This is a genomic window from Pseudomonas sp. PDM26, from assembly GCF_019219185.1.
GTDB lineage: Bacteria > Pseudomonadota > Gammaproteobacteria > Pseudomonadales > Pseudomonadaceae > Aquipseudomonas.
In genome coordinates this window covers 40,523-53,021 of the sequence record NZ_JAHUWC010000002.1, presented here as the reverse complement: position 1 = coordinate 53,021, position 12,499 = coordinate 40,523, and the positions used below count along the sequence as shown (strand labels likewise).

General features: G+C 62.5%; 13 protein-coding genes. All 13 read left to right on the top strand.

All coding sequences use genetic code 11. The features are described from left to right. Positions 1-7 precede the first annotated feature (7 nt). The 13 genes from KW849_RS04280 to KW849_RS04220 all read left to right on the top strand — a co-directional run bounded on the left by KW849_RS04280 (position 8) and on the right by KW849_RS04220 (position 12,456). Entirely contained in the window at positions 8-679 is a 672-nt protein-coding gene (locus tag KW849_RS04280; protein WP_108217551.1) for a GntR family transcriptional regulator, read from the top strand. A gap of 114 nt (positions 680-793) precedes the next feature. Further along, complete coding sequence (locus tag KW849_RS04275) at positions 794-1,726, top strand: 4-hydroxyproline epimerase (RefSeq protein WP_218427973.1); 933 nt, start codon at positions 794-796, stop codon at positions 1,724-1,726. Beyond that, a complete protein-coding gene (locus KW849_RS04270) occupies positions 1,723-2,838 on the top strand; it encodes an FAD-binding oxidoreductase (RefSeq protein ID WP_218427972.1) in 1,116 nt (371 codons plus the stop codon). Before KW849_RS04275 ends, KW849_RS04270 begins: the two co-directional genes overlap by 4 nt. Beyond that, entirely contained in the window at positions 2,831-3,067 is a 237-nt protein-coding gene (locus KW849_RS04265; RefSeq protein WP_218427971.1) for a 2Fe-2S iron-sulfur cluster-binding protein, read from the top strand. Before KW849_RS04270 ends, KW849_RS04265 begins: the two co-directional genes overlap by 8 nt. Further along, positions 3,064-4,320, top strand: coding sequence for an FAD/NAD(P)-binding oxidoreductase (locus KW849_RS04260; RefSeq protein ID WP_218427970.1), 1,257 nt, complete (start codon positions 3,064-3,066; stop codon positions 4,318-4,320). Before KW849_RS04265 ends, KW849_RS04260 begins: the two co-directional genes overlap by 4 nt. A 74-nt stretch (positions 4,321-4,394) precedes the next feature. Further along, the gene (locus KW849_RS04255; protein ID WP_218427969.1) at positions 4,395-5,144 is read left to right on the top strand and encodes an AraC family transcriptional regulator; all 750 of its coding nucleotides are present in this window, start codon (positions 4,395-4,397) and stop codon (positions 5,142-5,144) included. Positions 5,145-5,568: 424 nt separating this feature from the next. Further along, positions 5,569-6,387, top strand: a complete 819-nt coding sequence (locus tag KW849_RS04250; RefSeq protein WP_046042020.1) for a transporter substrate-binding domain-containing protein — start codon at positions 5,569-5,571, stop codon at positions 6,385-6,387. 10 nt (positions 6,388-6,397) lie between these two features. Further along, on the top strand, positions 6,398-8,176 hold the full coding sequence (locus tag KW849_RS04245) for an aconitase X (protein ID WP_218427968.1): 1,779 nt from the start codon (positions 6,398-6,400) through the stop codon (positions 8,174-8,176). Beyond that, positions 8,169-8,834, top strand: coding sequence for an amino acid ABC transporter permease (locus KW849_RS04240; RefSeq protein WP_108217544.1), 666 nt, complete (start codon positions 8,169-8,171; stop codon positions 8,832-8,834). The genes KW849_RS04245 and KW849_RS04240 overlap by 8 nt, the downstream gene beginning before the upstream one ends. A gap of 10 nt (positions 8,835-8,844) precedes the next feature. After that, positions 8,845-9,495 (top strand): amino acid ABC transporter permease, encoded by a 651-nt coding sequence (locus KW849_RS04235; RefSeq protein ID WP_218427966.1) that lies wholly within the window; start codon positions 8,845-8,847, stop codon positions 9,493-9,495. Further along, positions 9,488-10,210 carry an amino acid ABC transporter ATP-binding protein gene (locus tag KW849_RS04230; RefSeq protein ID WP_218427964.1) on the top strand — a complete coding sequence of 241 codons (723 nt, stop codon included), beginning with the start codon at positions 9,488-9,490 and terminating at the stop codon, positions 10,208-10,210. Before KW849_RS04235 ends, KW849_RS04230 begins: the two co-directional genes overlap by 8 nt. Before the next feature lie 172 nt (positions 10,211-10,382). Next, positions 10,383-11,411, top strand: coding sequence for a proline racemase family protein (locus tag KW849_RS04225; protein ID WP_008018645.1), 1,029 nt, complete (start codon positions 10,383-10,385; stop codon positions 11,409-11,411). A 127-nt stretch (positions 11,412-11,538) separates the two neighbouring features. After that, a complete protein-coding gene (locus KW849_RS04220; protein WP_008018644.1) occupies positions 11,539-12,456 on the top strand; it encodes a dihydrodipicolinate synthase family protein in 918 nt (305 codons plus the stop codon). The last annotated feature ends 43 nt before the right edge of the window (positions 12,457-12,499 follow it).

Below are 12,499 nucleotides of genomic sequence, written 5' to 3'. Positions count from 1 at the left end.
CTCCGCCGTGAAACTGACCAAACTCAATGCACCCGACCTTGGTAACACGCCTTCGACTTCGGAAATCATCACCCGCCACCTGCGGGATGCGATTGTCGCCGGGCATTTTGCCGAGGATGAGCCGATCCGCCAGGACGACATTGCCCGCCAGTTCAATGTCAGCAAGATCCCGGTGCGCGAAGCCCTCAAGCGGCTGGAGGCCGAAGGGTTGGTGATGTTCCAGCGCAATCGCGGGGCGATGGTCACGCGGGTTTCCGATGCGGAACTGGCGCAGATGTTCGAAGTGCGGATGTTGCTGGAGGACAAGATTCTGCGCCTGGCCATTCCGAACATGACCGAAGAGACCTTCGCCCGTGCCGAGCGCATCTGTCAGGAGTTCATCGGCGAGGACGACGTGGGGCGTTGGGCCGAGCTCAACTGGGAGCTGCATTCCTGCCTGTACGAGCCGGCGCAGCGACCGTTTCTGGTGAGTCTGATCCGTTCGGTCAACGACAAGCTGGAGCGTTATCTACGCATGCAGATGAGCTTGTCGGCCGGTAAGGAACGGGCCGATCACGAACACCGCGAAATCCTGGCGGCCTGCCGCGCCGGGGATGTGGACCTGGCGGTGAAGCTTCTGGACGAGCACATTGCCGGCGTCTGCACGACCCTGTTCGAGCACCTGCCCCACACCCACTGACAGCTGCGGATGCTGTGCCGATTTCGTCATCGACACAGACTAAATCCATCAAGCCGACACCCCGCCACACGGGCCACTCTTGCGTTCACTCAACCGAATGGACGTGGCCCTCCCATGAAACGCATCTCAGTGATCGACTCCCACACCGGCGGCGAACCGACCCGCCTGGTGACCGCCGGCTTTCCTGACCTGGGCACCGGCAGCATGGCCGAACGGCGCAAGGTATTAGCCCAACAGCATGACCAATGGCGCGCCGCCTGTGTGCTGGAACCACGGGGCAGTGACGTACTGGTGGGCGCCCTGCTCTGCACGCCGGTGGACCCTGGCGCCTGTGCCGGGGTGATTTTCTTCAACAACACCGGTTATCTGGGCATGTGCGGCCACGGCACCATCGGCCTGGTGGCGTCGTTGGCGCACCTGGGCAAGATCGGCCCCGGCGTGCACAGCATCGAAACGCCGGTGGGCACAGTGCAGGCAACCCTGCACGAAGACCATTCGGTGAGCGTGCGCAACGTGCCGGCCTACCGTTATCGCAAGGCGCTGGCGGTGCAGGTGCCGGGCATCGGCCAAGTGGTCGGTGATATTGCTTGGGGCGGCAACTGGTTTTTCCTGATCGCCGAGCATGGCCTGCGGGTGGCCGGCGACAACCTCGAAGCGTTGACCGCTTACACCTTCGCCGTGCAGCAAGCACTGGAAGTCCAAGGCATTCGCGGTGAAGACGGCGGCTTGATCGATCACGTCGAGTTGTTCGCCGATGACGATCACGCCGACAGCCGCAACTTCGTGCTTTGCCCCGGCAAAGCCTATGACCGTTCGCCCTGCGGCACCGGCACCAGTGCCAAACTGGCATGCCTGGCGGCCGACGACAAGTTGCAACCGGGGCAGATCTGGCGCCAGGCCAGCGTCATCGGCAGCGAGTTCGAGGGATCCTACGAACTGCAGGATGAGCACATCGTGCCGACCATTCGTGGGCGCGCGTTCATCAGTGCCGAGGCGAGCCTGATCATCGAACAGGACGACCCGTTCGCCTGGGGCATTCGCCCATGAACGAGGGACAGGTGGCCGATGTGATCGTGATCGGCGCCGGCATTATCGGCGCCGCCTGTGCCCAGGCGCTGGCCCGTCGCGGCTTGCAGGTGCTGGTGCTGGACGCCGGCCTGCACGGCGCCACGGCCGCCGGCATGGGCCACTTGCTGGTACTCGACGACAACCCCGCCGAACTGGCCCTGAGTCAATATTCATTGCAGCGCTGGCGCGAACTGGGCGCGGACCTGCCCGACAGCTGTGCCTATCGCTGCAACGGCACGCTGTGGCTGGCGGCGAATGCCGAAGAAATGGCGGTGGCCCACAGCAAATTCCTGAACCTGCAAGCCCAGGGCGTGGCTTGCGAACTGATCGGCGCCAGTGCCCTGCGCCAGCGCGAACCGGAACTGAGCCAAGGACTGGAAGGCGGCTTGCTGATCAATGGCGATGGCATTCTATACGCCCCGGCGACGGCCGGATGGATGCTCGAAACACCGAACATCCGCCAGCGCCGGGCACGGGTCAGTGCGGTCGATGGCAACCGCGTCTGCCTCGATGATGGTCACTGGTTGAGTGCCGATGCCGTGGTGTTGGCCAACGGTATTCAAGCCAACGAGCTGTGCCCGGAATTGCCCATCGAGCCGAAAAAAGGCCACTTGCTGATCACTGACCGCTACCCCGGCAGCGTCACCCATACGCTGGTGGAACTGGGTTACGTCACCAGTGCCCACAATGCCACGGGGCCGTCGACCGCCTGCAATATCCAGCCGCGCCCCACCGGGCAACTGTTCATCGGCGCCTCGCGGCAATTCGGCACCACCGACTCGCAGGTCGAAGGCTGGATGCTCGCGAAAATGCTCAAGCGTGCTGCCGAGTACATGCCGGGGCTGGCCCGGCTCAATGGCATCCGTGCCTGGACCGGTTTGCGCGCCGCCAGCCCCGACGGCTTGCCGCTGGTGGGCCAACATCCACAACGTCAAGGCTTGTGGCTGGCAGTCGGTCACGAAGGACTGGGCGTTACCACCGCCCCCGGCACCGCCGATCTACTGGTGGCGCAACTGTTCAACGAAACCCCGCCACTGGCCGCACAACCTTATCTGCCCCAGCGTTTTCTCGGAGAACCGGTCTATGCCTGAATTGTTGCTGGACGGCCACGCCCTGAAAGTCGCCGAAGGCACCAGCGTCGCCGCTGCCCTCGCGTCGGCCAGTGACGGCTGCACGCGCACCTCCGTCAGCGGTCAGCGCCGTGCGCCGCTGTGCGGCATGGGCATTTGTCAGGAATGCCGGGTGACCATCGATGGCCGGCGTCGCCTGGCTTGCCAGACCCTGTGCCGTGACGGCATGCAGGTGGAGACTCGCCCATGAATGAATACGCTGATCTATTGATCATTGGCGCTGGCCCTGCCGGGATAAGCGCCGCCCTTGCCGCCGCCCCCACCGGCGCGCGCATTGTCATGCTCGACGACAACCCGCTGCCGGGCGGGCAAATCTGGCGCGACGGACCTCAAGCCAACGTGCCCGGTCAGGCCCGCCGCCTGCGCGAGCGTCTGGCGTCGTGCAACAACATCCGCCATCACGCCGGTACCCGGGTGATCGCCAACCCCGGCGCGAAACAACTGCTGGTGGAAGATGACGACCACGGCTGGTTGATCAGCTACGACAAAATGATTTTGTGCACCGGCGCCCGTGAATTGCTGCTGCCCTTCCCCGGCTGGACCCTGCCGGGTGTCACCGGTGCGGGTGGTTTGCAGGCGCTGATCAAGGCCGGTTTGCCGGTGCAAAACGAGCGCGTGGTGATCGCCGGCAGCGGCCCGCTGTTACTGGCCAGTGCCGCCACCGCCAAGCACCATGGCGCGCAAGTTCAACGCATCGCCGAACAGGCCAGCCGCGGCGCCCTCGCCGGTTTCGCCGCGCGACTGCCGCGCTGGCCCGGCAAATGGCTGCAATCGTTCAGCCTGTTCAACCACCACTACCGCACCGCCACCTACGTATTGGCGGCGCTTGGCACCGACCGAGTGGAAGGCGTGCGCCTGCAACAACAAGGCAACATCGTTGAGTTGGAATGTGATCGGCTGGCCTGTGGTTTCGGGTTGATTCCGAATATCCAGTTGGGTCAGGCACTGGGTTTCGCCATCGAAGATCAAGCCATCGCGGTGGATGCCTGGCAGGCCAGCAACCGCGCCGACCATTATGCGGCGGGCGAATGCACAGGGTTCGGCGGCAGTGAGCTGGCCTTGGTGGAAGGTGCGATTGCCGGCCACGCAGCGGTCGGCAATCTGCAAGCCGCCAGGCAATTGTGGCCGCGCCGGGCGCGCTGGCAGGGTTTCGCCAAGGCGCTGAACAGCGCGTTCGCCCTCGACCCGCGACTCAAGTCCCTGGCCCAACCCGACACCCTGGTTTGCCGCTGCGAAGACGTGCCCTACGCGGCATTGACCGGTCACTCTGACTGGCGCGAAGCCAAACTCGCCAGTCGCTGCGGCATGGGCGCCTGCCAGGGCCGGGTGTGTGGCGGCGCAGTGCAGCATTTGTTTGGTTGGCAGCCCTCGGCACCGCGCCCACCCTTCAGCCCGGCGCGGATCGAAACCTTGATGTCCCTGGACGATACCCCGCCAGCGTGATGACCACGCCAGGGGTTTCGGCCACGCTGCCGAGTCTCTATGATCCCGGGGGTCACCCTCAGACCCCCGGCGCCATGTATCCCTCGCTCACCACCTTTAAACCTTGCGATCTGTCGACGCTGCTGAACAGCCTTCAGCCCATCGCGCCGTTGCTCGATACCCTGTCGGACGTGGTGTTTTTCATCAAGGACTGCGAGGCCCGCTACGCCTTCGTCAACCAGACCCTGGCCCGGCGTTGTGGTTTCAAACACAGGGACGAGCTGCTGGGGCGCACCGCCGAAATGGTCTTCCCGGAACGCTTCGGTCCGCTGTACACCGAGCAGGATCGGCGAGTGCTGTCCAGCGGTCGCGAACTGGCCGATCAGCTGGAGTTGCATTTGTATTATGGCAATCAGCCGATCTGGTGCCTGACCCACAAACTCGCCTTGAAAGATGAACAGGGTCGAATCGTGGGCCTGGCCGGTATCTCTCGCGACCTGCAATCGCCGCAGTCGAACCATCCGGCGTTCCAGAAACTCGCCGCCGTGGATGCCCATATCCGTCGCCACTTCGCCCGCTCCATCAGCCTCGCCGAACTGACCGCCATCGCTGGCTATTCCGTGGCGCAATTGGAGCGGCACTGCAAACGGGTGTTCCAGCTCACCCCGCGACAAATGATTCACAAGGCGCGCCTGGAAGAAGGTTCGCGGTTGTTACTGCACACCGAGTTGCCGATCACCGAGATTGCCTTGCGCTGTGGTTACACCGACCACAGTGCCTTCAGCCGGCAGTTTCGGGCGCTGACCAGTTTGTCGCCGAGTCAGTATCGCGATAATCAGCGTTAGGCGGGAGATGAAGAGTGTTCTTCCGGGCCTCATCGTCGGAGCGCCGCCCGGAGCAAGCTCGCTCCCACAGGGGATCGCATTTACCTTGCGCACGCGGTCAATTGTGGGAGCGAGCTTGCTCGCGATGAGGCCAGCCCATCCACCACAAAACCCGCAATGAACCGATAAACAGGCACGCACCTCTCACCTGCCAGTGTTCCTTAAAGGTGCGCCCACACACCCATTGCTCCCATCTGTAACACTGCCATCGTTTGCCCAGGCTTCCACTCTCCCGCCCGTTGCTCCCCCGCAAGACCTCTACTTCAAGGCCTGACGATTTATTCACCGTCAGAACTGGAATCGGGCACGTTGATTGCTATTGTTAATATCGTATACGAAATCCTCAATACGATATCCAACAGCACTTCACATCAACGAGGCCTCTATGAAAAACCCCGCATTTGCCGTAGCCCTCAGCGCTGTCCTCAGTACCTCCTTCATCGCCACTGCCCAGGCCGACAAGCTTGACGACATCATCGGTTCGGGCAAGCTGCGCTGCGCCGTGACCCTGGACTTCCCGCCCATGGGCTTTCGCGATGCCAGCAACTCGCCGGCCGGCTTCGATGTGGACTATTGCCGCGACCTGGCGAAGATCCTCGGGGTCGAGGCCGAAGTGGTGGAAACGCCGTTCCCGGATCGCATTCCGGCACTGGTTTCCGGGCGGGCTGACGTGATCGTCGCGTCCACCTCCGACACCCTCGAACGCGCCAAGACCGTTGGCCTCACCGTGCCCTACTTTGCCTTCCAGATGGTGGTGCTCACCCGCGACGACACCGGCATCAACGGCTTCGACGACCTCAAGGGCAAAGCGGTGGGCAACACCAGCGGCACCTATGAGGCTATCGCCCTGGAGAAAGACGTGAAGAACTGGGGCTCGGGCAGTTTCCGAGCCTACCAGTCGCAGAGCGATACCCTGCTAGCCGTCGCCCAAGGCCACATCGATGCCACCGTGGTCACCAACACCGTGGCCGCCGCCACCCTCAAGTCGGGCAAATACAAAAACCTGAAAGTCGCCGGTAACGCCCCGTACGTCATCGACTACGTGTCCCTGGGTGCCAAGCGCAGCGAGTTCGGCCTGCTCAACTACCTCAACCTGTTCGTCAACCAACAGGTGCGCACCGGTCGCTACAAGGAGCTGTTCGTTAAATGGGTCGGCACCGAGATCCCGCCGACCAACCTGACCGTGCCTCAGGTCTACTACTGAGATGTCCGGCATGCCTAGGCCAATTTCTCTGACCGGGCGCAGCCTGGTGGCGGGTGCCGCGCAAGGCGCCCTGCTGTTCGCCGATGTCGGCTTGAGTTTCTGGGGCGGCGTCGATCCCTGCACGGGTGAAGTCATCGACCGCCATCACCCGCTCAGCGGCCAACACCTGGCCGGCCGCGTGCTCGCGATTCCCAGTGGTCGCGGCTCGTGCACCGGCAGCAGTGTGTTGATGGAACTGATCAGCAACGGCCATGCACCGGCGGCATTGGTGCTGGCCGAAGCCGACGAGATCCTGACCTTGGGCGTGCTGGTGGCGCAGACCATTTTTACCCGTTCCCTGCCGGTTCTGTGTATCGGTCGGGAGGCCTTCGCCGCCTTGCGCGGCCAGGCCTTCGTCCGGGTCGAAAATACAACGCTGAGCCTGTTCGATCACCTGCCGGGCGACGCCTGGCAGGCGCTCGACAGCCCATTACCAGACACTGACAGCAGCGCTTCGATCAGGCTCACCGAGCACGATCGGGCGCTGCTCGATGGCCGGCATGGCAAGGCCGCGCAAATGGCCATGCAGATCGTCCTGCGTATGGCCGAACTGCAGGGTGCCGACCACTTGGTGGATGTCACTCAAGCACACATCGACGGCTGCATTTACACCGGACCGGCAAGCCTGCGCTTTGCCGAGCAGCTGGTGCAATGGGGAGCCAAAGTGCGAGTGCCCACCACCCTCAATTCAATTTCCGTCGACCAGCGCCGTTGGCGCGAACTGGGTATCGACCCGGCACTGGGTGAACCGGCCAGTGCCTTGGGCGATGCCTATATGGCGATGGGCGCACAGCTCAGCTTCACCTGCGCGCCGTACCTGCTCGACACTGCACCGAAGGCTGGCGAGCAAATCGTCTGGGCGGAATCCAACGCAGTGGTCTACGCCAACAGCGTGCTCGGTGCACGCACTCTGAAATACCCGGATTACCTGGACATCTGCATCGCCCTCACCGGTCGCGCCCCGCTGATCGGCTGCCACCTGGACGCACAACGCAAGGCCCGGCTGCAGATCGAATTGCCTGCCCTCGGTGAACTGGACGATGCCTTCTACCCGCTGCTGGGTTACCACATTGGCGCCCTGGCCGGCAGTCGCGTGCCGCTGGTGCTGGGGCTGGAAACACGCAAGCCGAGCCTGGACGACCTCAAAGCCTTTGGCGCAGCCTTCGCCACCACCTCTGCGGCGCCACTGTTCCACATCGCCGGGGTCACCCCGGAGGCCATTGACCCGGCGCAGGTGCTGGATGCGGACACTTGTATTGCCGTGGAAAAAATCCGCCTGGAGGACCTGCTGCCGAGTTGGCGCGAACTCAACAGTGCTCGCGATAACCGGGTGGATGTGGTGTCGCTGGGTAACCCGCACTTTTCCCTCAGCGAGTTCGCTCACCTGGCGCGACTGTGCCGGGGACGACAAAGACACCCGGATGTGGTGCTTGCCATCACCTGCGGCCGTGCCGTGTTGGAGCAGGCCCGCGAGGCCGGGCACATCGCCGTGATCGAAGCGTTTGGCGCGACCCTGGTCACCGACACCTGCTGGTGCATGCTCGGCGAACCCGTAATCCCCCTGGCGGCTAAAACCCTGATGACCAACTCGGGCAAATACGCCCACTACGCACCGGGCCTGGTCGGCCGCCAGGTGCACTTCGCCAGCCTTGCCGAATGCGTCGACGCGGCCTGCACTGCAACGGCCAGCGGACGTTTGCCGGCCTGGTTACAACCTGCTGCCCTACTGGAGAGCCCTGCGCATGTTTGACTACAGTTTCCAATGGCGCTCCGCCCTGCGCGCCCTGCCGGACATGCTTGCCGGTGCCATCGTCACCTTCGAAACCGCCGCGCTGTCGATGATCTTCGGCGTGCTGATCGCCCTGGCCCTGACGGTGATGCGCGAGGCCAAACACCCATTACTGCGCGGGTTCAGCAACGGTTGGGTATCGATTGCCCGCAACACCCCGTCGCTGTTCCAGATCTACATCCTCTACTTCGGCCTCGGCTCGCTGAACCTGCACGTCAGTTCCTGGTTCGCCCTGCTGGCCGGGATCACCTTCAACAATGCCGGATATCTGGCGGAGAACTTTCGCGGCGGTCTCAAGGCCGTGCCTGACACGCAGGTGCGTGCGGCGCGTTCCCTCGGCATGAGTGCCTTCCAGGCCTACCGCATGATCATCGTCCCGCAACTGCTGCGGATCGTGTTCTACCCGCTGACCAATCAGATGGTCTGGGCGGTGTTGATGACGTCGCTGGGGGTGATCGTCGGGCTAAACAATGACCTGACCGGTGTGACCCAGGAATACAACGTCAAAACCTTCCGCACCTTCGAGTATTTCGCCATCGCAGCGGTGCTGTATTACTTGATTGCCAAGGCGATCGTCGCGGCAGCCCGGCTGATGGCCTGGCGGTTGTTCCGTTACTGAGGAGCTGTCCATGTTTTCCACCGATTTTTCCTCCAATGACCTGATGTTCCTGCTCAACGGTGCGTGGGTCACGATGCAACTGACGTTCTGGTCGATCATTCTCGGCTCCTTGGCCGGGTTGTTCTTCGGCCTGCTGCGGGCCTTGTTGCCACAGGCCAGCCTGCCGTTGGCCTGGGTGCTGGACGTGTTTCGCAGCGTGCCGTTGCTGATCCAGTTCGTGCTGTTCAACTCGCTCAAAAGCATCATCGGTTTGAACATCAGCGCCTTTAGCGTCGGCTGCATTGTGTTGGGGGTTTACGCGGCCGCGTACTTCACCGAGATCGTGCGTGCCGGCGTGCTGGCGGTGCCGTTCACCGTGCGCCGGGCCAGCCGTTCGCTGGGACTGAGTTTCTTGCAGGACCTGCGCTGGATCGTCCTGCCGATGGCCTCCCGAGTAGCGTTCCCCGGCTGGCTGAACCTGGTGCTCGGTGTAATGAAAGACACCGCGCTGGTGATGTGGATCGGCATCGTCGAACTGCTGCGCGCCTCGCAAACCATCGTCACCCGCATCCAGGAACCGTTGCTGGTGCTGTGCATCGCGGGCCTTATCTACTACGTCATGAGCCTGGTGGTCGCACGCCTGGGCGCTCGTCTGGAAAGAAGGTGGCAAGAAAATGATTGAGATCGACAACGTACATAAATCCTTCGGCAACCTCGAAGTGGTCAAGGGCGTCAACCTGACGGTGAACAAGGGCGAAGTGGTGTCGATCATCGGCGGCTCCGGCTCCGGCAAATCGACCCTGCTGATGTGCATCAACGGCCTGGAACCGATCCAGAAAGGCAACATCCGCGTTGACGGCGTGGAGGTCCATCACAGCGCCACCGACCTCAATCGCCTGCGGCAGAAAATCGGCATTGTGTTCCAGCAATGGAATGCCTTCCCGCACCTGACGGTGCTGGAAAACGTCATGCTCGCGCCGCGCAAAGTGCTGGGCAAAAGCAAGGCTGAAGCGCAAGAGCTAGCGGTGAAGCAACTGACCCACGTCGGTCTGGGCGACAAGCTCAAGACCTTCCCTGGCAAGCTGTCCGGTGGACAGCAACAACGCATGGCCATCGCCCGCGCCCTGGCCATGTCACCGGACTACATGCTGTTTGACGAAGCCACCTCGGCCCTCGACCCGCAGTTGGTCGGTGAAGTACTGGACACCATGCGCATGCTCGCCGAAGACGGCATGACCATGGTGTTGGTGACCCACGAAATCCGCTTTGCCCGGGACGTGTCCGACCGTGTGGCGTTCTTCCGCAATGGCGTGGTGCATGAGATTGGTTCGCCGGATCAGGTGATTGGCAATCCGGTGCATGCGGAAACAGCGGCGTTTCTCAAATCGGTGAAATAACCCAAGGCCAAAGCAATCCTGTAGGAGCTGGCTTGTCGGGTCGCCGCATCGCAGCGATGGACGTCAACGATGACGCGTGCATGCTGGATAAACGCGTCGTCCTTGCAATCTTCGCTGGCAAGCCAGCTCCTACAGTGATCGAGGTCCTGACAGAAAAAACAAGGATCAAGTCATGCGTTCATCAAAAGTCATTCATGTAGTCAGCTGCCACGCCGAAGGCGAAGTCGGCGACGTGATCGTCGGCGGTGTCGCCCCGCCGCCCGGCGCCACCGTGTGGGAACAGTCGCGCTGGATCGCCCGGGACGAAACCCTGCGCAACTTCGTCCTCAACGAACCCCGTGGCGGCGTGTTCCGCCACGTCAACCTGCTGGTCCCGGCCAAGGACCCACGGGCGCAGATGGCCTGGATCATCATGGAACCGGCGGACACCCCGCCGATGTCCGGCTCCAACTCGTTGTGCGTCGCCACCGTATTGCTCGACAGCGGCATCCTGCCCATGACCGAGCCGCAAACCCGCCTGGTGCTGGAAGCGCCCGGCGGCCTGATCGAAGCCGTGGCCGACTGCCGGGATGGCAAGGTGCAACGGGTGGAAGTGAAAAACGTGCCGTCCTTCGCTGATCGACTGGATGCGTGGATTGAAGTCGAAGGCATCGGCTCGCTGAAGGTTGACACCGCTTATGGTGGCGACAGTTTTGTGATTGCCGATGCCAAAGGCCTGGGTTTCTCCATCCGCCCGGATGAAGCGGCCGATCTGGTGGCGGTCGGGCTGAAAATCACTCGAGCGGCCAACGAACAACTGGGCTTCGTGCATCCGCTGAATCCCGAGTGGTCGCACATTTCCTTCTGCCAGATCGCCGCGCCCATCGTCCATGAGAACGGCATCGCCACCGGCGCCAATGCGGTGGTGATTCAACCGGGCAAGATCGACCGCTCCCCCACCGGCACTGGTTGCTCGGCGCGCATGGCGGTGTTGCAGGCCAAAGGCTTGATGCAGGTTGGCGAGCGCTTTGTCGGCCGTTCGATTATCGGCTCCGAGTTCCACTGCCGCATTGATTCGCTGACCGAAGTCGCCGGCCGCGCCGCGATTTACCCGTGCATTTCCGGCCGGGCGTGGATCACCGGCACCCATCAATTGCTGCTCGACCCAAGCGATCCGTGGCCACAAGGCTATCGCCTGTCCGACACTTGGCCCGGCGCCTGATCACCCAATTCCTGAAACCCCAGACCAACGGCCAGTAAAAAACCCTGAAAACCAAAAAAAAGCACTAGCCGAGCATTGTCATTTTAAATATCGTATACGAAATACAATTAACGAACCGGAGGCAACAATGAGCAAGCGCATTAACTGGAGTGGCGTATTCCCAGCGGTGACCACTCAATTCAACGATGACTATTCCATCAACCTGGAAAAAACCCATCAGGTGATTTCCAACGTGATCCGCGACGGCGTGTCGGGCCTGGTGGTCTGCGGCTCGGTGGGTGAAAACACCTCGCTGACCGCCGAAGAGAAAATCGCCGTGACTGAGGTCGCTGTCGATGCCGCCCGTGGTCGCGTACCGGTGATTTGCGGCGTGGCCGAGTTCACCAGCATACAAGCGGCCAAGGTCGCCAATGCCGTACGCCGGGTCGGCGTCGATGGCGTGATGCTGATGCCGGCGCTGGTCTACGGTTCCAAGCCGTTCGAGACCGCCGAGCATTACCGCTACGTGGCGAAAAACGCCGACGTGCCGCTGATGGTCTACAACAACCCGCCTATCTATAAGAATGACGTCACCCCGGACATCCTGATTTCCCTGGCCGACTGCGACAACGTGGTGTGCTTCAAGGATTCTTCCGGCGACACCCGCCGCTTCATCGACGTGCGCAACGAAGTCGGTGACCGTTTCGTACTGTTCGCCGGCCTCGACGACGTGGTGCTGGAAAGCATCGCCGTGGGTGCCGAAGGTTGGGTCTCGGGCATGTCCAACGTGTTCCCGAAAGAAGGCGAAACCATCTTCCGCCTGGCCAAGGCCGGTCGTTTCGCCGAAGCCATGCCGATCTACGAATGGCTGATGCCGATCCTGCACCTCGATGCCCGTGCCGACCTGGTGCAGTGCATCAAGCTGTGTGAAGCCATCGCCGGTCGCGGTAGCGCTTTGACCCGTCCGCCACGCCTGGCCCTGCCGGAAGCCGACCGCGTATTCGTCGAGCAGATCATGGCCAAGGCGTTGGCCAACCGCCCGGAACTGCCGGACGTCGGTCTCTGAGTGATTGCCGGGCGGGCTTTTACTGGCCCGACCCGGCTGCCCG

Excerpts from the sequence above, each read along its gene's own strand:
- KW849_RS04220 (WP_008018644.1), top strand. The coding sequence starts at position 11,539 with ATGAGCAAGCGCATTAACTGGAGTGGCGTATTCCCAGCGGTGACCACT.
- KW849_RS04265 (WP_218427971.1), top strand. The coding sequence starts at position 2,831 with ATGCCTGAATTGTTGCTGGACGGCCACGCCCTGAAAGTCGCCGAAGGC.
- KW849_RS04225 (WP_008018645.1), top strand. The coding sequence starts at position 10,383 with ATGCGTTCATCAAAAGTCATTCATGTAGTCAGCTGCCACGCCGAAGGC.
- KW849_RS04275 (WP_218427973.1), top strand. The coding sequence starts at position 794 with ATGAAACGCATCTCAGTGATCGACTCCCACACCGGCGGCGAACCGACC.
- KW849_RS04235 (WP_218427966.1), top strand. The coding sequence starts at position 8,845 with ATGTTTTCCACCGATTTTTCCTCCAATGACCTGATGTTCCTGCTCAAC.
- KW849_RS04230 (WP_218427964.1), top strand. The coding sequence starts at position 9,488 with ATGATTGAGATCGACAACGTACATAAATCCTTCGGCAACCTCGAAGTG.
- KW849_RS04250 (WP_046042020.1), top strand. The coding sequence starts at position 5,569 with ATGAAAAACCCCGCATTTGCCGTAGCCCTCAGCGCTGTCCTCAGTACC.
- KW849_RS04240 (WP_108217544.1), top strand. The coding sequence starts at position 8,169 with ATGTTTGACTACAGTTTCCAATGGCGCTCCGCCCTGCGCGCCCTGCCG.
- KW849_RS04245 (WP_218427968.1), top strand. The coding sequence starts at position 6,398 with ATGCCTAGGCCAATTTCTCTGACCGGGCGCAGCCTGGTGGCGGGTGCC.
- KW849_RS04260 (WP_218427970.1), top strand. The coding sequence starts at position 3,064 with ATGAATGAATACGCTGATCTATTGATCATTGGCGCTGGCCCTGCCGGG.
- KW849_RS04255 (WP_218427969.1), top strand. The coding sequence starts at position 4,395 with ATGTATCCCTCGCTCACCACCTTTAAACCTTGCGATCTGTCGACGCTG.
- KW849_RS04270 (WP_218427972.1), top strand. The coding sequence starts at position 1,723 with ATGAACGAGGGACAGGTGGCCGATGTGATCGTGATCGGCGCCGGCATT.